This window comes from Mycobacterium sp. ELW1 (assembly GCF_008329905.1).
In the GTDB taxonomy this organism is placed as follows: Bacteria; Actinomycetota; Actinomycetes; order Mycobacteriales; family Mycobacteriaceae; genus Mycobacterium.
This window is the reverse complement of sequence record NZ_CP032155.1, coordinates 2,834,843-2,854,454: the sequence shown is the minus strand read 5'-3', so window position 1 is coordinate 2,854,454 and position 19,612 is coordinate 2,834,843. Positions and strand designations below refer to the sequence as shown.

At 67.3% G+C, this 19,612-nt stretch carries 16 protein-coding genes; 6 read left to right on the top strand and 10 right to left on the bottom strand.

Annotated features, from left to right (window positions below; translation table 11 throughout):
- Nucleotides 1-2 precede the first annotated feature (2 nt).
- From D3H54_RS13290 to D3H54_RS13245, 10 genes are read right to left on the bottom strand one after another with little or no spacing between them, the layout of a single operon-like run.
- Nucleotides 3-1,715, bottom strand: a complete 1,713-nt coding sequence (locus tag D3H54_RS13290; protein WP_149379434.1) for a thiamine pyrophosphate-binding protein — start codon at nucleotides 1,713-1,715, stop codon at nucleotides 3-5.
- A gap of 19 nt (nucleotides 1,716-1,734) precedes the next feature.
- On the bottom strand, nucleotides 1,735-2,688 hold the full coding sequence (locus D3H54_RS13285; protein ID WP_149379433.1) for an acyl-CoA dehydrogenase family protein: 954 nt from the start codon (nucleotides 2,686-2,688) through the stop codon (nucleotides 1,735-1,737).
- 25 nt (nucleotides 2,689-2,713) lie between these two features.
- The gene (locus tag D3H54_RS13280; protein WP_149379432.1) at nucleotides 2,714-3,886 is read right to left on the bottom strand and encodes an acyl-CoA dehydrogenase family protein; all 1,173 of its coding nucleotides are present in this window, start codon (nucleotides 3,884-3,886) and stop codon (nucleotides 2,714-2,716) included.
- The gene (locus D3H54_RS13275) at nucleotides 3,883-4,782 is read right to left on the bottom strand and encodes an acyl-CoA dehydrogenase family protein (RefSeq protein WP_149379431.1); all 900 of its coding nucleotides are present in this window, start codon (nucleotides 4,780-4,782) and stop codon (nucleotides 3,883-3,885) included. The genes D3H54_RS13280 and D3H54_RS13275 overlap by 4 nt, the downstream gene beginning before the upstream one ends.
- The gene (locus tag D3H54_RS13270; RefSeq protein WP_149379430.1) at nucleotides 4,779-5,936 is read right to left on the bottom strand and encodes an acyl-CoA dehydrogenase family protein; all 1,158 of its coding nucleotides are present in this window, start codon (nucleotides 5,934-5,936) and stop codon (nucleotides 4,779-4,781) included. Before D3H54_RS13270 ends, D3H54_RS13275 begins: the two co-directional genes overlap by 4 nt.
- Nucleotides 5,933-7,090, bottom strand: a complete 1,158-nt coding sequence (locus D3H54_RS13265) for a CaiB/BaiF CoA transferase family protein (protein ID WP_149379429.1) — start codon at nucleotides 7,088-7,090, stop codon at nucleotides 5,933-5,935. The genes D3H54_RS13270 and D3H54_RS13265 overlap by 4 nt, the downstream gene beginning before the upstream one ends.
- A complete protein-coding gene (locus tag D3H54_RS13260) occupies nucleotides 7,087-8,001 on the bottom strand; it encodes an SDR family NAD(P)-dependent oxidoreductase (protein ID WP_149379428.1) in 915 nt (304 codons plus the stop codon). Before D3H54_RS13260 ends, D3H54_RS13265 begins: the two co-directional genes overlap by 4 nt.
- Nucleotides 8,002-9,852 carry a flavin-containing monooxygenase gene (locus D3H54_RS13255; protein ID WP_149379427.1) on the bottom strand — a complete coding sequence of 617 codons (1,851 nt, stop codon included), beginning with the start codon at nucleotides 9,850-9,852 and terminating at the stop codon, nucleotides 8,002-8,004.
- Nucleotides 9,849-11,222, bottom strand: coding sequence for an aromatic ring-hydroxylating oxygenase subunit alpha (locus D3H54_RS13250; protein ID WP_149379426.1), 1,374 nt, complete (start codon nucleotides 11,220-11,222; stop codon nucleotides 9,849-9,851). Before D3H54_RS13250 ends, D3H54_RS13255 begins: the two co-directional genes overlap by 4 nt.
- 12 nt (nucleotides 11,223-11,234) lie before the next feature.
- On the bottom strand, nucleotides 11,235-12,080 hold the full coding sequence (locus tag D3H54_RS13245) for an SDR family NAD(P)-dependent oxidoreductase (protein WP_149379425.1): 846 nt from the start codon (nucleotides 12,078-12,080) through the stop codon (nucleotides 11,235-11,237).
- A gap of 154 nt (nucleotides 12,081-12,234) precedes the next feature.
- Here D3H54_RS13245 and D3H54_RS13240 point away from each other — a divergent pair, with 154 nt between their 5' ends.
- From D3H54_RS13240 to D3H54_RS13215, 6 genes are read left to right on the top strand one after another with little or no spacing between them, the layout of a single operon-like run.
- On the top strand, nucleotides 12,235-13,824 hold the full coding sequence (locus tag D3H54_RS13240) for a Vgb family protein (RefSeq protein WP_149383514.1): 1,590 nt from the start codon (nucleotides 12,235-12,237) through the stop codon (nucleotides 13,822-13,824).
- Nucleotide 13,825: 1 nt separating this feature from the next.
- Nucleotides 13,826-14,566 carry a GntR family transcriptional regulator gene (locus D3H54_RS13235; RefSeq protein ID WP_149379424.1) on the top strand — a complete coding sequence of 247 codons (741 nt, stop codon included), beginning with the start codon at nucleotides 13,826-13,828 and terminating at the stop codon, nucleotides 14,564-14,566.
- A 6-nt stretch (nucleotides 14,567-14,572) separates the two neighbouring features.
- Entirely contained in the window at nucleotides 14,573-16,138 is a 1,566-nt protein-coding gene (locus D3H54_RS13230) for an AMP-binding protein (RefSeq protein WP_149379423.1), read from the top strand.
- Nucleotides 16,135-16,917: an SDR family NAD(P)-dependent oxidoreductase gene (locus tag D3H54_RS13225; RefSeq protein WP_149379422.1), complete on the top strand. Its 783-nt coding sequence runs from the start codon at nucleotides 16,135-16,137 to the stop codon at nucleotides 16,915-16,917. Before D3H54_RS13230 ends, D3H54_RS13225 begins: the two co-directional genes overlap by 4 nt.
- Nucleotides 16,914-18,383 (top strand): AMP-binding protein, encoded by a 1,470-nt coding sequence (locus D3H54_RS13220; RefSeq protein ID WP_432246302.1) that lies wholly within the window; start codon nucleotides 16,914-16,916, stop codon nucleotides 18,381-18,383. Before D3H54_RS13225 ends, D3H54_RS13220 begins: the two co-directional genes overlap by 4 nt.
- Nucleotides 18,384-18,412: 29 nt before the next feature.
- Nucleotides 18,413-19,324, top strand: coding sequence for an enoyl-CoA hydratase (locus tag D3H54_RS13215; protein ID WP_149379420.1), 912 nt, complete (start codon nucleotides 18,413-18,415; stop codon nucleotides 19,322-19,324).
- Nucleotides 19,325-19,612: the final 288 nt, after the last annotated feature.

Here is a 19,612-nt window from a genome sequence, read left to right as displayed (position 1 = left end):
GGTTATTGGGTGCCTTCGGCGTACCAGGTCCTGAATCGGTCGTACTTCGGCATCTCCTCGGAGTTGGCCTTCGGGTCGATGCACACGTGCACCACGCCGACTTTTCCGCTGGCGTAGGCGCGGGCGATCGCCGGGCCGATTTCCTCTTCTTTCTCCACATACTCACCGTGGCACCCGAAGCCCTCGGCGATCTTGTCCATCCGGACGTCCTTGCTCCAGTGCACGCCCGGCTGCGGCGACGGCTGCTGGAAGGTCCGCTTGTACACACCCACCTCGAGGCCCCACTGGTGGTCGACGCCCACCACGCACACCAGCGGCAGGTTCAGCCGAGCCGCGGTCTCCAGCTCGGCGATGTGGAACAGGAAGGCCGAGTCACTGGTGAGCAACATGACCGGGCGCTTGCCGCCCTCGGCCACCGAAGCGCCCACGGCATACGGCAGTCCGGTGCCCAGGTGACCGAAGTTCTGATTCCAGATCACGTCCCGCGGCTTGGTTTGCGAATAGGTCCACTGAAAGATCACCGTTGCACCGCCGTCGCGCACCAGGATGCCGTCGTCGAGTTCGTCGAACGCCTTGGTCGCCTCGACGACGTACCGGGCCGGGTGCACCGGGGTTCGTCCGCTCGGCGCCTCGTCGGCGACCCGCACCAGCTCGGCGGCGTCGGCTTTGATCAGCGTTTCGAGATTGGGCGACGGGGAGCGAGGGGTGTCCCGCAGCGCCTCGACCAGCTGCGGCACCACACCGCGCAGGTCACCGACCAGCGCCACGTCGACGGGCCGGTTGACGCCGATGGCGGTCGGGTCCTGCTCGACCATCACCCATTTGCGCGTCGCGCTGTTGGCGGCCCAGTGCTGGGTCTTGCCGTAGTGCATGGGTTCGCCGAGTTCGGTGCCGAGCGCGACGCACAGGTCGGATTGTTCGACGGCCTCGTTGGCGGCCGGGGAGAACAGGTACGGGAAGGTGCGGTCCTGCAGACCCGGGATGAACGACGTACCGCCGGAGGTCTGGATCACCGGGCACGCCATCAGTTCGGCCAGTTCCTTGACCTCCTGCTGCGTGCGAGAGGTGTGCACGCCGTGACCGACCAGCAGCACCGGTCGCTGGGCGTCGCGGATCAGTGCGGCCGCCTCGGCCACCTCGCGGCTGCCTGCGCCCTGGTTGACCAGTCGATACGCAGACGGCGGGGGTGCATCGTCGACGTCCAGCTCTTCGAGGATGACGTGGGACGGGAACTCGACGTAGGTCGGGCCGGGGGTTCCGGACATGGCCCGCCGGATGGCTTCGTGGATGATCTCGTCGGTCTGATCGGCGTACTCGATCGAGCTGCTGTACTTCACCGATGCGGCGAAAAGCGGTTCCTGCTGGACGAATTGGATGCGTCCGCGGCGCACCCGGCGTTCGGTGACCCGGGCCCGCTGCCCACCCAGGAAGATGACCGGTGAGTTCTCGACGAGTGCGCACTGGATGGCCCCGGCGATGTTGGCCATGCCCGGGCCGAGCGTGCCGATGCACAAGCCGGGCTTGCCCGTCATCCGGGATGCGGCCTCGGCCATGAAGCCGGCGCTCAGCTCGTGGTGCGGCGCCACGACCGACCAGCCTCGAGCGTCGGCTTCGGTGAACATGTGCACGAAGTTGGGGTCCGGGATGCCGAACAGTGTGTTCACACCCTCGGCCTCGAACAGGTCGAGAATGCGTTTGTAGACCGGTACACCCATGCGAAACTCCTTGATTCCGTTACAGATAGCGTTGTGCGAGTTGGTGACGATGCGCTGCCGGCGAGCCGAACAGCGAACGATTCAGCGCGGCGCGCTTGAGGTAGATGTGGATGCCGCTTTCCCACGTGTAGCCGATGCCGCCGTGCAACTGCAGTGCCTTGCCTGCCACGTCGACGGCGGTGCTGCAGGAGTACGACTTCGCCATTGCCACGGCCACCCCGGCATCGGGCTGGTTCTCGGCGACGGCGCGTACGGCCGCGCGCACCAGTTGACGGGAGACCGCGATCGCCACATGCATGTCGGCGCAGGCGTGCTTGACAGCCTGGAATGAGCCGATGGGCCGGTCGAACTGGTGCCGCATCGTCACATAGGCGACGGTCGCCGCGAGCATGGCCTCGGCCACGCCGAGGCTGTCGCAGGCGACGGCAACGGCGGCCCGGTCGTGTACCCGGCGCACCGCAGCAGCGGGATCGCCGTCGAAAGTCATGACCTCCGAATGCTGGTCGATCGCGACGTGAGCCAGCCGGCGCGTCTCGTCGAGTACCGGGTGGGCGGTGATGGTCGCAGCGACCTCGGCGACCCCGTCGTCGGTGAGCACCAGGATCGTGTCGGCGCCCTCGGCGTCGGGCACGAAGTCGAGCGGCTCCAGCGCGACGGCCACCCTGATGGCTCCCGAGGCCATGCCGGCGAGCAGCCGGTCGCGAGTAGCGCTGGGCGCCAGGCTGTTCAGTACTGCGGCCGCCAGCACGGCGCTGCCCAGGAAGCTGGTGGCGCTGGCTGCGCGGCCCATCTCCTCGCAGATGACGGCCACCTCGGCGAACGTCGCGCCGGAGCCGCCGAGGTGCTCAGGCACTTCCAGTCCGGCCCAGCCCGCGTCGGCGATCACCGCCCACTCGACGGTGCGCTCCTTGGCCAGGAGGTCGCCGGCCACCGACCGGAGGTCGGCGTGGAACTGCTCGAATTCGCTTGTCATCAGGCCCTGCCCGATTCTCGCGGCCTCACAAGGCCCCGCTCGGGCTCGGTTCGCGCGGCAACCCCAGCCCGCGTTCGGCGATGATGGTGCGCTGAATCTCGCTGGCGCCACCCGGAATGGTCCATTCCCAGGAACCGATGAAGTCCAGCATCCACGCCCCGGACTCCCATCCGCTGGACGCGGGCTTGGTGAGTGTGGTGTGGGCGGCCAGCCCGCCTATCTCGGCGCCGAAGTCCGTCATCCGTTGCAACAGCTCGCTGTAGAACAACTTCACCACCGAGGCGTCTGCGGCACCGGTGACCTCTGTCTGGCTGCGTGACACCAGGTCCCGGCACAGTCCGCGCAACCCGGCGATCTCGATCTCGAAGTGCGCCAGCCGATCGGCGACCCGCGCATCCGTGACCGGCGAGCAGGCCTGCACCAGCCAGCGGAAGCCCGCATTCCCCAGCCGCTCGGTCAATTCCAGCATTGTCATGCCGCGCTCGGCGCCCAATGTCGCCTGGGCGACCTGCCAGCCCTCGTTCTCGGCGCCGATCAGGTTGGCCGCCGGGATGACCACGTCGTCGAGGAATATCTCGCAGAAGTGCGACTCCCCGACGGCGTTGCGGATCGGCCGCACCTCGATACCCGGTGTGGTCATGTCCAGCAGGAAGTAGGAGATCCCCCGGCGTTTGGGCGCCTCCGGATCGGTGCGGGCCAGCAGCAGGCACCAGTCGGCGTGCAATCCCCCACTGGCCCAGATCTTTTGACCGTTGACCACGTAGGTGTCGTCGACCCGTCTGGCGGTGGTACGCAGGCCGGCCAGATCGGATCCGGCCTCGGGTTCGGAGAATCCCTGCACCCAGATCTCGCCGTCCAGGATCGCGGGCAGGTGGCGGGCGCGCTGTTCCTCGGTGCCGGCAACCAGCAGGGTGGACGCGGCGTGGTGGATGCCGACGAACGCCAAGACCAACCGCGGGGCGTCGTGGGCTGCGAGTTCGGAGTACAGCACGATCTGCTGATCGACCGGCATGCCGCCGCCCCACTGCGCCGGCCAGTGCGGGACGGCGAAGCCGGCGGCGTGCAGTTCGGCGAACCAGGCCTTCTGGAAGGCGACGAACTCGGCGTCGGAGGCACCGGTTTGGGCAGACCGCCAGTCGGCCGGCACATGGTCGGCGCACCAGGCACGGACCTCGGAACGGAAATCCGCCAGGCTCACGCGAACAGCCCTGTCAGGCCGCGCCGCCCCGTACGGCGGACCAACTGATCGCGGGTCGCCGACAGACCGAACGGAAGCCGGCGAAGCGGTTGGCTGTACCGGGACAACCACGACAGGGTGGTCTCGTCACAGAAGCCGACGGCGCCGTGCAGTTGGTGGCACACCCGGAACACCACCTCGGCAGCCTCGATGGCGGCCAGCCGTAGCGCGAGCGCATCGTCGGTGTCCTGGCTCCACAGCGCGTGTTTGGCCAACACCTCGAGCCCGCTGCGCTCCACTTCGGCGTCGGTCAGCTGGAACTGCACTCCCTGGAAGGCCGACAGCGGCTGGCCGAACTGCTTACGCAGGGTGATGTGGGCGATGGTCAGTTCGATGGCGCGATCCAGCATCCCGAGCAGGGTCCAGCACGGCAGCACCAGGCCGAGCGCGACGTCATCGGCGCCGCTGGTGTCGATCGGCGTCAGCTCCAGCGCGCAGATGAAGCCCGGGCCCACCGCTGCAGTTGGCGTCGCCGAACTGCGCACGCCGTCGAGGGTGACCGCAATCCATTGATGGCGGAGGCCGTGGACTGCGGCGGCGGGCGCGGTGGCGGACACCACGATCAATCCGTCGGCATCCAGGTCGGTCGGGTGAGCCAGACGTTCGGCCAGCGGATACGGCAGCGCCCAGTAGCCGGCGCTGCGGCACAGCGCGGCGGCGGCCTCGGCCGATTCCGGGTCGGTGCGCACGTCGAGGTCGAAGGCGCCCAATTCGGTCAGCACCGGAACAACGAGCGCGTCGCGTTCACCGGGCTTCGCCTCGGCCTGCTGGACCAATGAATCCCCGCCGGCAGCCTCGAAGGCGCGCAGTGCCTGACGGCCGTATTCGGCTGCGTCGTCGGATAGTTCGATGTTCATCGCGCACCTGCCAGCAGCGCCCTCGACATCAGAATGCGCTGCATCTCGATGCTGCCCGAGGCCACGGTCGCGGACTGCGAGTAGCGCCAATGGTCTTCGACCTCGGCACGGTAATACGCCGTCGCGGAGTCGTCACGGGGCACCTCGGCGATGATGTCCATCAGCACCTCAGCACTGTCCTGATCCAGTTTCGTCACCGCGATCCGGTAGGCCGCGGCATCTCCGGGCTGAATCCGGCCGCTGCTCTGCAGCGACACCACCCGGTAGGCCATCAACCGGGCCCTCCTGCAGTGCAACAACATTCGCACCCAGCGTGCGCGCAGCTCCTCGGGCAGCTGCTCCCACCGGTCCCCCAACGCCTGCGGCGCCAGCGTGAGGAGTCGTTCGCAGCGGGCGTAGCGGGCGATCCCGACCCGTTCGAACGACAGCACGTCCTGCACGATCGACCAGCCGCCGTCCAACGGCCCGAGGAGATCGGCCTCGGTGACCCGCAATTCGTCGAAGAACACCTCGTTGAGGTGATGCGGCCCCATCATCGTGCGGATGGGCCGGACTTGAATGGCCGGATCGTCCATGGGCACCAGGAAGATCGACAGCCCCTGTTGTTTCTTGTCGGCTTTGGTGGTCCGCACCAGCAGGAAGCACCACTGTGCCATGGTCGCGTAGGACGTCCAGATCTTCTGTCCGCTGATCCGCCAGCCGTCACCGTCACGGCGTGCGGTCGTGCGCAGCGATGCCAGATCTGAGCCGGCCTCCGGCTCCGAGAAGCCCTGACACCAGATGACGTCCCCGCGTGCGATCGGTGGAAGGTGTTGGCGCTGCTGGGCTTCGGTGCCGTAGCGCATCAGCGTCGGGCCCACCCAGTTGACCCCCATGTATTGCGCGCCGCGCGGCTCGTGATGGGCCCACATCTCCTCGCGGACCACAGTCTGCTCCCACACCGAGGCCCCCCGCCCGCCGAACTCCGCCGGCCACGCCAGACAGAGCAGGTCGTGGGCGGCCAGCGTCCGGCAGAACCGCTGCGCGGCGTCCAGATCCGCCGGGTCGTCGGTGAACGCCCCGAGAAAGCCGTCGGGGACATGCTCTTTCACCAGTTCGCGCAGCTGTGAGCGCAGCGCCGCCGCGGGCGCACCCATGTCGAAGTCCAAACTCATGCGTTCTCCACCTCCGCCAGACCCAGCTCAGCCAGCACATCCGCGGTGTCGGCGCCCAGCTCACGAGTGGGCCCACCGATGCGGCCCGGGGTGCGGGAGAACCAGGTCGGCACACCAGGCATCCGGACCGGGCCCTGCGGGGTGTCCACCGTCTCGAAGAAGCCGACCGCATTGAGCTGCTCGTTGTCGAACAGTGCCTGCGGGGTGTTCAGCGGTGCGGCCGGGATTTCCAACGCCAGGAACAATGCCAGCCACTCCGCAGTGGTGCGTTCGGTCATGGTCTGCGCCACCAGCGAGTACACCGTGTCGATCTCGGCGGCGCGCGCCGCCAGGGTGGTGTAGCGCTCGGTGTTCCACGCGGGCTGCACCGCGTTGATGAAGCTGGCCCAGTGCCGGTCGTTGTAGATCAGCGCTGAGATGTAGCCGTCCTTGGTGCGGTACGGCTTTCGGTTGGGCGCGACGGTCCGGTGGTACATCGCCGGCCCGAGTGGCGGATCGAACATCGCCCCGTTGGCGTGTTCGACGAGCATGAACGAGGCCATCGTCTCGAACATCGCGACTTCGACCTCTTGACCTTCACCGGTGCGTTCGCGGTGGAACAGCGCCATCGTCGTCGCGTACACCGCGGTCAGCCCGGCGACCTTGTCGGCGACGATGGTCGCGACGTAGTTGGCTTCGCCGGTCAGTTCGGCCTGTACGGCCGGTAGTCCGCACTCGGCCTGAATGGTGTCGTCGTAGGCGGGCCGGTCGCGATCTGGCCCACGGTGGCCGTACCCGTAACAGTTGGTGTAGACGATCGACGGGTTGATGGCAGCGACGTCGTCGTAGGCGAAGCCCAGTTTGGCGATCGCCTTCGCCCGCATCGAGTGGATGAAGACGTCGGCGCCGGCGATCAAGGCGCGCAGGGCCGCCCGGCCTTGCTCGGACCGAAGATCAAGTACCACACTGCGTTTGCCGCGGTTGACGTTGACGAATACCCCGGACAGACCCGGCGCGGGGCCGACCGAGACGTAGCGGGTGTCATCGCCCGCCGGTGGCTCGATCTTGATGACGTCGGCGCCCATGTCGGCGAGGATCTGGGTGCAGTAGGGCCCCATCACCATCGCGGTGAGGTCGACCACCCGGATCCCGGCCAGCGGACCGGTGCTGGTCATGTCGTGCCCCTGGCCATGGCGAAGCTGTGACCGATGTGCGCGTTGTGTCCGTCGGGGACCACCGGGAACTGGAGCGGCACGGTCAGGTCGCGGATCTCCTCGATGCGGGCGCCCACGTCGTCGACGGTCCACGCCGGTTGGTACACCCCCACGCTCTCGACGATGGCCACCCGGGCCACCCGGCCCGCGATGGCGGTCAGTATTTCGCCGGTGACCGAACAGGATTCGTGCGCCAGCCAGCCGACGGCGGGTGCGACCAGCTGCGGCTCCATCGGCGGGTAGACCGACGTGTCCAGCCCCTCGGCCATTCTCGTTACCGCGGCCGGGACGATGACATTGCAGCGCACCCCGTGGGCGGCACCCTCGAGCGCCACGACGTTGGACAACCCGATGACCCCGGCCTTGGCGGCGGCGTAGTTGGCCACTTCGTGGTTGCCGTAGAGACCACCGATCGACGACGTGAGGACGATCCGGCCGTAGCCGGCCGCACACATCAGCGGGAACGCGGCCCGCACCACGTGGAAGGCGCCACGCAGGTGAACGTCGAGCACCGCGTCGAAGTCGTCGACCGTCATCTCCGACAGCGCTGCATGCCGGACGTTTCCGGCGTTGTGGATCAGCACGTCCACCCGGCCGAACGCCTCGGTGGCCGCCGTGACGATCGCCTCACCACCGGCGGCGGTGACCACCGAGTCGGTCGACGCGATCGCCTCTCCACCGGACGCGGTGATCTCCTCGACGACCCGCTGGGCGGGACCGCCGTCGGCGCCTTCCCCCGTCAACTCTCCGCCGATGTCGTTGACCACCACTTTCGCACCCAGTCCGGCGAGCAGCAGCGCGTACTCGCGGCCCAGCCCCCGGCCTGCGCCGGTGATGACCGCGACCCGGTCGTCGAATCGTGCGTGTGTCATCTAATTTCCGAGCACCAGGCCGTCGAGGTCACCCGCGGCACGCCAGTCGGCGAGGAGTTCATCGAAGGCATAGAAGCCGGGCGAGTAGAAGTCGCCGAGAAACGATCCGTTGTTCTCCGAACCGCCACGGCCCTCGTTGTTGTAATAGCCCGGCGTGCAGGACAATTCGAACGCCGAGTTGTCGATGGACAGCTCACGCACGGTGCTGACCCAGGCGTCCTGTCCCTCCTGGCTGGGCTCGACGGTGGTCGCGCCGCGGCGCTGGGCCTCGGCGATGATGTACGCGATGTGCTTGGCCTGCTGCTCGAACATGGCGGTGGTGTTGGCCGAGACTCCGCCCTGGATGAATCCCATGAAGAATTGATTCGGGAAGCCGCGACTGGTCATGCCGTGCAAGGTCGCGTAGGCGTCGTGCCAGTGGTCGAACAGCGACACCCCGTCCCGCCCGACGATGGCGTCGATCGCGAACCGCCGGCTGATCTCGGTGGAGATCTCGAAACCGCTGGCGAAGATCACGCAGTCGACCTCGTATTCGACTCCGTCCGCGACGATCCCCTTCTCGGTCAGCCGTTCGACGCCCTTGGACGCCGACACGTCGACGAGGGTGACGTTGGGACGGTTGAAGGTAGCCAGGTAGTGCTCACTGGAGGTCGGACGCTTGCACATGAAGCGGTAGTACGGCTTCAGCGCCTCGGCGGTGGCCGGATCCTCGACGATCTCGGCCACGAGGCGGCGCAGCCGCTCCATGATCTTGAAGTCCTCTTCCTCGCGGAACGCCATGATCTGCTCGATCGACACCGATGCGGGATCCTCACTGGCGGCGATCCGGGCGGTCAGGTTCCGCCCGAGCTCGGTCCAGAAATCGCACACCAGGTCCGGTTCGCCGAACACCACCCCGACGAACGGCGACCAGTTGTGGAAGTTGCGCTTGCGTTCTTCCTGCCAGCCGGGCTGCAGCGTCGCGGCCCAGGCCGGATCGGTCGGCGGGTTGGTTCGCGCGTCCACCGAGGACGGGGTGCGCTGGAAGACGAAGAGCTGCTGGGCATCGCGGCCCAGATGCGGAACCAGCTGGATGCCGGTCGCGCCGGTGCCGACCAGAGCGACGCGCTTGTCGGCCAGCTTGTGCAGCCCGCCGTCGGCGTCACCGCCGGTGTAGTCGTAGTCCCAGCGCGCGGAGTGGAACACGTGACCGCCGGCCGCCTGAAAGTCTTTGATGCCCGGGATGCCGGGCAGCTTCGGCCGGTTGTAGGAGCCTTGGGCCATGACGACGAACCTGGCCCTGAGGTCGTCGCCGCGGTCGGTGCTGATCCGCCAGCGTTGCGTGTCGTCCTCCCAACGCAATTCACGCACCTGGGTGGAGAACAGCGCTCCGTCGTACAAGCCGAAGTGCTTGCCGATGTTGCGGCAATGCTGGAAGATCTCGGCGCCGTCGGCGAACTTCTTCGACGGCATGAAGCCCAGCTCTTCGAGCATCGGGATGTAGCAGTAGGCATCGTTGTCGCACTGGATCCCCGGGAACCGGTTCCAGTACCAGACCCCGCCGAAGTCACCGGCCATCTCGATGACCCGGATGCCCTCCACACCGGCCTTCTTCAGGTAGGCCCCGGCCAGCAACCCGGCGAAACCGCCGCCGAGCACCACCACGTCGACGTCTTCGACGATCGGATCGCGTTGCACCACCGGCGTATACGGATCGACTTCGTAGAACTCGGCGAACTCACCGTCGAGCTCAAGGTATTGCGCGGAGCCTTCCGGACGTAGCCGCTTTTCCCGCTCCACGCGGTACTTCTCCCGAAGCGCATCGATGTCGATGTCGTCGGGCGTCGGGGTGGGTCCGCACTCGGCGGTCATCGGCCGTTCTCCTCTGCGAGCGGTCTCGGTTCCCCGATACCCATGTATTTCGACAATTGGTGGTGCAGGTTGACCGTGCTGCGCTCGCGGTACGGGTTGGGTTGTGTCCCGGGGAAACCCAGCGACTTCATCCCCTGCTGGACGCCGGCCATGTTGGAGAAGTCCTGGGGCAGCACACTGCGCCAGCGCGGATCGCCGACCGGGGTGTACTCCCATTCTGTCTGGGGCTCGGCGCCTTTCGGGTAGAGCTCGAACACCGACACCTCGAAAATGCACTTGTCCGGGTCGTAGCCCGGGTCGGGGCGCGCGCCGTAGCACAGTGCACTGGTGAGGCCTTGCCCGATCTGGAAGTTCGGGAACAGCTGCCACGCGGTGCCGCTCTGCCCGAGGATGTCGGCCGGGATCGTCGGCCAGACGACCCCGCGCGCCTCGTCGTCGCGCCGCGCGGCGGCCAGCCAGTGCTCGAGCACCTTGTCCGCCGGTGTGCCCTCGGGCAGTTCGTCGACGAGCCGCAGCGCGGCGGCCACCAGCGTCTGCGTGGTGGTGGCGTTGGTTTCCTCCATGGTGTACACCTGCATTTCCGCGGTGGAGATCCGCGGGTCGCCGGTCCCGAGCCTGATCTTGGACTTCGTCTCGGCCATGTCCTCCGGAGCGTCGTAGCCGATGTTGCTGTGCCTGCCCTGCGCCTTGGCCCAGCCCTTGAATTCACCGAACTTGTTGAACTCGGGGTGGGTGGTGAAGACGTGGTAGGTCTCGTTGAACGCCTCCAGTGCGACCTTCCAATTGCAGTCGAAGTGCACCCATTTGCGCCATTTGCACCGCATGTTCTCCAACCCGAACGGGTCGAGGATCTTCGCGGCCGGGAACAGGTAGTCGGCCAGTGGCTCGCAGTCGGGGTCCATGTTGACCCACAGCCAGCCGCCCCAGGTGTCGACGTTCACCGGCCGCAACCGGGTGTTGCCCGGTTTCAACGCACCCTTCCAGTCGGCTTCTTCACGGATATGGGTACAGGTGCCGTCCAGACCGTATGTCCAGCCGTGGAATCCGCACACGAACGACTTACGGGCCCGTCCGACAGCATGTTTGGCCCCCGCCGGGGTGTCCACCAGCCGACGGCCGCGGTGCATACAGACGTTGTGATGCGCCGCAAACTCGTCGGGACCGGTCCGAACCACGATGATCGAGTCGTCGAGGATGTCGTATGTCAGATAGCTGCCCACCTCGGGCAGTTCCTCCACCCGGCCAACCTGCTGCCACACCTTGCGCCACAGCTTGTCGCGTTCGGCACGGGCGTACTCCGGTGAGATGTACGCATCGACACCGATGGTCATCGGCTCCGCGAGTTCTTCGGCAGTCTCCAGTTCGCCCATCGTCAAATCCTTTCAGGGCCTGCTGATCTCGCGGCGAAAGTCGTCGTCGGCGAGGAACAGCGAGGTGTTGTCGGCGCGCAGATGGCTCCATCGCAGGTCCAGACCACCGTCGACGAGCAGGGTCTGGCCGGTGATGTAGCCGGCGAGGTCCGAGAGCAGGAACAGGATGGCGCCGGCCTGTTCTTCCGGTTGTGCCCGCCGTCCCATCGCGATCGCCGCTCGATCCCGTTCCGGATCGGCGTCGACATAGGTACGCGACGCCGCGGTCTCGGTGACTCCGGGCGCCACCGCATTGACCCGGATCTCGTCGGGTGCGAGTTCGACCGCGAGGGTGCGGGTGGCCGCGACGATCGCGGCTTTGGCCGTGCCGTAGGCGATGTGGAAGGGCGCGGTGTTCATCCCGCTGATCGAGGAGACCGACACGATCGAACCGGGCCCGCCGGCCGCCCGGATCTCGGCGGCCACCGCCTGGCTCATGAAGAACATCGTCTCGAGGTTGGCGGTGAACAGGTTTCGCCAGTCCTCACGGCTGACCCGGGTGGCGGGCATCCATGTCGAGGGCGCGGCGCCGCCGGCAACGTTGACCAGGCCGTGCAGTCGCCCCTCGGTGCGGCGCACCACGGCCAGCACGGCAGCGATCCCGTCGTCGGTCGCGGCGTCCGCCGTCACCGGCACGATCGGCAGTCCGTCGGCGATCAGCGGGCCGATGTGGGTGTCGAGGTTGTCCTGTGAGCGACTGACGGCGACGACGGTCGCGCCGGCCCGTGCGGCCATGTCGGTGACGGCGGTTCCGATGCCGCCGCCGCCGGCGCCCGACACCACCACGATGCGGCCGTCGAGCCTGAGGAGATCCGCCATGCCCTGCTTTCACTCGTCTTTGTCCGGACAAATATCTACGCTCTGCCGAATGGAGAACATGATTCCGCAGCGGTTATAGGCCCGTCAAGGGCCGCTGCGAAGAATTATGGCGGCTATTGTCTGGACTAAATCAGCTTGGTACGGTCACGCCGTGATGCTGCAGCAGAACGGCCGCTTCACCCTCGTCCAACCCCCGGTGGTGGCCGAGGGCTGGACCATCGAGCGCCGGACCGCGCCCAGCCGGCTGTTCGGCGCCAACGGTCTGCGGACCGGTCCGGACGGTCGGGTGTACATCGCTCAGGTGACCGGCAGCCAGATCAGCGCCCTGGACATCGGGACCGGATCACTCGACACGATCAGCGCCAAGGGCGGCGACATCATCGCCCCGGACGACGTCGCGTTCGACGATGCCGGGAACCTGTATGCCACCGAGGTGATGGACGGGCGGGTCAGCATGCGGGCCGTCGACGGCACCACCCGGGTGCTGCGCGACGATCTGCCGTGCGCCAACGGCATCACCGTGCACCGCGGCCGGCTCTTCATCGGTGAATGCCGCGAGGGTGGCCGCCTCCTCGAGCTCGATCCGGCCGGCGGCCCGCCGCGCATCCTGTTGGAGAACGTGCCCTCACCGAACGCGATGGAGGTCGGACCCGACGGGCTGCTGTACTTCCCGGTGATGGGGGCCAACGAGATCTGGCGCATCGATCCGGATGGCGGCGGCCCCGACGTGGTGGCCGGCGGCCTGGGCGTGCCCGATGCGGTCAAGTTCGACGCGAACGGGAATCTGGTCTCCACCCAGGTACACAGCGGCCAGGTGCTGCAGATCGATCCGCGCACCGGGCAGCAGACGGTGCTGGCCAATCTCAGTCCCGGACTGGACAACCTCACCTTCGTGGGGAACAGAATGTTCGTCTCCAACTTCACCGGTGAGATCACCGAGATCCTCGACGGACTGCAGACCCGCACCGCGTTGCCCGGCGGGCTGAACTGGCCGCTGGATCTCACGGTCGGCCCCGACGGCGTGGTGTACATCGCTGACGGCACCTACTTCTATGCGCTGCGCGCCGACGGCACCCTCGAGACCCTGGGCATGCTGTTCAGCCCGGGCTACCCCGGTTTCATTCGGGGGGTCACCGCGACAGGGCCGGGCGAATACGTGGTGACGACCTCAGGCGGGCAGGTCGCCCGGTTCCGCCCCGCCGACGGCGAAAGCGATTTTCTGGCAGACGGATTGGACCAGCTCTACGGGGTGGCCGTCGGAGCGCGCGGCATAGTCGCCGTCGAGCAGGGCACCGGGCGGCTGGTGTCGGCGGACGCCGGTCGCACCGAGGTACTGGCAACCGGACTGGACACCCCGGTCGGGGTGACCTTCGGGCCCGACGGCAGCCCGCTGGTCAGCGAACGCGGCCGGGTGGTCAGGGTCGACGGCGGCACGATCGACCCGGTGGTGGACGGATTGGGTTGTCCGCAGGGCATTCTGGTGGACGGTAACCGGCTCTACATCGTCGACACCGACACCAAGTCGCTGCTCGAAGTCGATCTGGACAGCGGATCCCGCACCACGATCGCCTCGGGTCTTCCGGTCGGCGCCCCGCCCGGCGTCACCCCCAAGCCGCTGCGCGGCATGCCACCGTTCTCGGGTCCCCAGGGGCCCTTCGCCGGGATCGCCGCCGCGCCGGACGGCACCGTGTACGTCTCGGCGGATGCCGACGGCAGTGTCCTGGCCCTGCGCCGGAGGAGCTGACATGCCGCATCCCGAGTCCGGCGACCACCGCTACATCCAGGTGGCCCGCACGCTGCGCAAGGAGATCGTGGACGGGGTGTACCCCGTCGGTTCTCAGCTGCCCACCGAACACGAACTGTGTCAGCGATTTTCGGTCAGCCGATATACGGTGCGCGAAGCCTTGCGACGGCTGCGCGAGGACAACCTGGTGTCGTCCCGGCCGCGGGCAGGCACGATGGTGGTGCCGCGGCCGTCGGCGCACGCCTACGTCCAGGATGTGGTGTCCATCAACGATCTGCTGGCATTCGCGACCGGTGCCCGGTTCGCCATCGAATCGATCGCCATGGTCACGATCGACGACGAACTCGAGCACCGGACAGGGCTGGCGGCCGGCGACGAATGGCTGGCGGTGCGGGGATTCCGCGGCGCTGACGGGGCAGACGCCCCGGTCTGTCGGACCGAGTACTACATCAACCGGGCATTCGCGGCGGTGGGCCGGATGTTGCAGAACCACAGCGGGCCGATCTTCCCGCTCATCGAGGACCTGTTCGGGCTCAGCATCGTCGAAGTGCGGCAAGAGATCTCCGCGGTCCAGGTCGGCCTCGAACTGGCCGGACGGCTCAAGGTCGAACCGGGCACACCCGCCCTCGAGATGCAGCGCACCTACATCACGTCCGATGGCGAGATCGCCCAGGTCACCGTCAACACCCACCCGGCCTCGCGATTCCGCCATTCGATGACGATGCGACGGGTGAAGGGCTGACGGGCCGTGCGCACCGCGCAGCGTGACGCCGAATTGGCCACCCGGGCCTACGCTTCCGGATCGTGGGTGCACGACACCCTGGCGGACGCGTTGGCCGCCGCCGCCCGCGACACCCCACGGCGGGAGGTCCTCGTCGACGGCCCGGTGCGCCTCGACTGCGCAACGCTTCACGATCGGGCGAGCCGGCTGGCCGGCGTGATGCTGACCCGGATCCCCGCCGGGAGCGTGGTGTCGTTCATGTTGCCCAACTGGCATGAAGCGGCGATCGTCTACCACGCAGCGACGGCGGCCGGCATGGTGGTCAATCCGATTCTGCCGTCGCTGCGTGACCACGAGCTGGCGTTCATCCTGGCTGACGCCGATGTGCGAATGATCTTCGTCCCCGGCGACATCGGCGGTCACGACTACGCGGCGATGCTCCAGCGGGTCACCGCGACGCTGCCCGATCCACCGGTTGTCATCGTGGTCCGCGGCGACCCGCTGTCCGGACAGCTCGCATTCGACTCGCTGCCGAGCCGGCCGGCTTCGGCCGCGGCTCCGACTCTGGACCCCGACGCCGTCCGGATGATCCTCTACACCTCCGGCACCACCGGACACCCCAAAGGTGTTCTTCACAGCCATAATTCGATTCACGCCTTGATTCGCCAGATCGGCGGGCACTGGCTGATCGACCCTGGGTCGGCATTCCTGGTTCCCTCCCCCATCGCCCACATCGGTGGGTCGATTTATGCGTTCGAATGCCCAGTCCTGCTGGGAACCACCGCGGTGCTGATGGATCGGTGGAACTCCGACGACGCGGTCGCACTGCTGAGCGCCGAACACTGCACGCACATCGCCGGCGCGACGCCGTTCCTGCAGGCGATTCTCGGCGCCGCCCAACGCGCGAACACCCGGTTGCCGGACCTGCGGGTGTTCATCTGCGGCGGTGCCTCGGTCCCGCCGCAGCTGATCCGCACTGCGGCCGACTATTTCGAGCAGGCGATGGTCACCCGGGTGTACGGCTCCACCGAGGTGCCGGTCACGACGATCGGCGCTCCCGACGATCGCGACCACGCCGCCGACACCGACGGCCGACCCGGCATCGCCGACGTCACGATCGTGGACGGTGAAATCCGGGCACGCGGCCCGCAGATGCTGCTGGGTTACCTGCACCCGGACGACGACACCGACGCCTTCGATGCCGACGGCTACTTCCGCACCGGCGACCTCGGTCACTGGGTGGACGGCCGCTATCTCGTCGTCACGGGCCGGGCCAAGGACATCGTGATCCGCAACGGCGAGAACATCGCGCCCAAGGAGGTCGAGGATCTGCTGCTCGGCCACCCCGGCATCAGCGAGATCGCGATCGTCGGGGTGCCCGATCCGCGCACCGGGGAGCGCGCCTGCGCGGTGATCGTCACCGACCGGGCACCGGGACCAGACGTCGGCGATCTGCGCGACTACCTGCAGGCCGCCGGTGTCGCGAAGTTCAAATGGCCCGAGCAGGTCGTGATCTGGGACGCGCTGCCCAAGAACGACGCCGGAAAAGTACTCAAACACCGGATCCGAGCGAGATTGGTCGAAAGCGAATGAGTGACTTCCAGGTAGCGGTAGTGACCGGCGCCAGCAGCGGCATCGGATTCGCCTGCGCCACAACACTCGCCGCGGCGGGGATGGCCGTCCTCGGTACCGGCCGCGACGCGGGACGGCTGACTGCGTTGGAGGACGCCGTCGGTGCCCCCGACCGGGTCGCCACCCTGGCCGTCGACCTCACCGACGACGACGCACCGCAGCGGATCGTCGAGGAAGCGGTCTCCCGGTGGGGACACATCGACTTCCTGGTCAACAACGCGGGCGTCGGCAGCCCCAAACCACTGCACGAAACCGACGACGAGACACTGGATTACTTCCTCGGCGTCATGCTGCGCTCTCCGTTCCGGCTCGCCCGTGAGGCGATCCCGCACATGCGCCCGGGCTCGGCGATCATCAACGTCACCTCGACCTTCGCGGTGGTCGGCGGTCTGCGCGGCGGTGCCTACTCCGCAGCCAAGGGCGGCCTGACCGCACTGACTCTGCACATCGCGTGCCAGTATGGCGCACAAGGAATTCGCAGCAATGCCGTGGCGCCGGGCGTCACGGTCACCCCGATGGTGGAGCACCGTCTGGACGATCCCGGCTTCCGGAAGATGCAGACGGAGATGACACCGCACACCCGACTCGGACGGGTCGAGGACATCGCCGGCACGGTGGCGTTCCTGTGCTCCCCCGCAGGAAGTTTCATCAACGGCCAGACCATCGTGGTCGACGGCGGTTGGAGCTCGACCAAGTATCTGTCGGACTTCGCCCTGACCTCGGAGTGGGTCGCTCGGTGAACCTGTTCGCCACCCTCGATCAGGCCGCGGCCCGGTTCGCCGACCGCGGCGCGGTCTACCGCGGCGAGCAGCAGCTGCACACCTGGAGCGAGCTCAGGCAGCGGGCGCTGCGATTGGCCGCATCGCTTCGGCGCGTCCACGCACCAGGCCAGCGGATCGCTATCGCCAGCGAGAACCGCGCGGAAATCATCGAACTGTTCTACGGGGTGTGGGCGGCCGAATGTGTCGTCGTCCCGGTCAACTTCAAGCTCCATCCCCGCGAGATGGCACAGATTCTCGAAGACTGCGGTGCGGCAAAGGTATTCGCATCCCCGAAGATCGCGGCCGATCTGACGCCGTACAGCCCGGTCGACGTCGAGCGGATCGGTGGCCCGGACTACGACCGGCTGTTCACCGCCCCGCCCGCCGAAGTCCCGGTGACCGACCCGTCGACGCTGGCGTGGCTCTTCTACACCAGCGGCACCACCGGTCGCTCCAAAGGAGCGATGCTGTCCCATCGCAGCCTCACCGCGATGACGGTGGCGCACCTGGCCGACATCGATTCCCCGGATGAGAATTGCAGCCTGCTGCACGCCGCCCCGATGTCGCACGGCTCCGGTCTCTACATCGCGCCCTACGTGCTGCGCGGCGTGCGGCAGGTGGTTTCGGCATCCGGCGCGTTCGACCCGGACGAGTTTCTCGATCTCTGCGCGGCATATCCGGGATCGTCGGCGTTCCTGGCTCCCACGATGATTCAGCGCCTGGTCGACACCGGGCGCGAGGCACCCGCCACCCTGCGGATGATCGTGTACGGCGGCGGCCCGATGTACGTCGACGGCCTCAAGAAAGCGATGGCCGCGTTCGGGCCGGTCTTCGCGCAGATCTACGGCCAGGGTGAATCTCCGATGACGATCACCGGATTGCGGCGCGACGACCACGAACTCGCCGACGACGCGATCCTCGGGTCGGTGGGATACCCCCGGGCCGGGGTCGAGGTGGCAGTGCTGCGCGCGGACGGCGGTCGCGCCGAGCCGGGCCAGATCGGTGAGATCGTGTGCCGGGGCGACGTGGTGATGTCCGGGTATTGGAATAACCCGGAGGCCACCCGCGACACCGTCAGGCAGGGCTGGCTGTACACCGGGGACATGGGCTCGTTCGACGACCGTGGCTACCTGACCTTGCACGACCGCTCCAAGGACGTGGTGATCAGCGGTGGTAGCAACATCTATCCGCGGGAGGTGGAGGAGGCGCTGCTGGAGCATCCGGACGTCGCCGAGGCCTGCGTGGTCGGTGCGCCGGATCCGGAATGGGGGGAGGTCGTCGTGGCGTTCGTCGTGGGCTCCGCTGCCGGCCCGACGCTCGACGCCCACCTGCTGGACCGGATCGCCCGGTTCAAGCGGCCCAAGCGCTACGTCTTCGTCGACGAACTGCCGAAGAACAGCTACGGCAAGGTGCTCAAGCGCGAATTGCGCGCCCGGCTCGGGTAACGGCGTTCTCGTCTGCATAGAATGCCGCTATGTCCACCGATTACCGCTTCCTGACCTACGAAGAGCTCGATGACGGCCGCATCGTCCGCATCATGCTCAACCGGCCTGAGGCGCGCAACGCGCAGAACCGCGGCCTGCTGGTCGAGCTCAACCAGGCGTTCCTGCGCGCTGAGGCCGACGACACGGTTCGGGTGGTCATCCTGGGCGGTCATGGCCCGATGTTCTCCTCCGGTCACGACCTCGGGTCGGCGGTGTCGCGGGCCGAATACACCCCCGGGCCGGACCAGCACCCGAGTTTCCAGGGCCTGGGCGCCAATCGGGAGGGCGCGGAGAAGCTGATGCTGCAGGAGTGGCACCACTTCTTCGCCAATACCCGCCGCTGGCGCGATCTGCGCAAGATCACCGTCGCCCAGGTGCACGGTGACGTCTACGCGGCGGCGCTGATGCTGATGTGGGCCTGCGATTTGATCGTGGCGGCCGAAGGCACCCGGTTCGCGGATGTGGTGGGCACCCGGCTGGGCATGTGCGGGGTCGAATACTTCGCCCATCCGTGGGAGTTCGGGCCGCGCAAGACCAAGGAGCTGATGCTCACCGGTGACGCCATGGAGGTCGACGAGGCCTATCAGCTGGGCATGATCTCGAAGGTCTTCCCCCAAGACGAGCTCGCGGACAAGACGCTGGAATTCGCGCGCCGGATCGCCGAGGTGCCCACGATGGCGGCGCTGCTGGCCAAAGAAGCGGTCAATCAGACGCAAGACAACATGGGCTTCTACAACGCGCTGAACGCCTGCTTCACGCTGCACCAGCTCAATCACTCGCATTGGGCACAGGTCCACGAGGAGGGCTGGCCGGTGGGTCTGGAGTCCGATGGTCTGCCGAACTGGAAGACCGCCCCGCCGACCGTGCCCGCGGTCAAGGACCAGGTCCGCGCCGAAGGCTGATCTTCGGCGCACCGCCGCGATCACGGCAAAGTCCCGATTCCGGCTCACCTGAATCGTTCAAGTAGTCTCGGCGCCGTCACGAGCGGTGATCGATGGGCCACTCGGTTGGACAACCACTGCCGAAATGCTGTCAACGCGGCCTTGCCGAAATCCCTTGTAATAGCGTTTAATTCGCGGAGTGCGCAAAGCTGCACAATCGGATTATCCTTATAATTCTTAGAATTATTGTTGTGCAGGCCACACCATTTCGCGAAACGTGGTGAAAAGCACAGACTTTGGTATATGCGC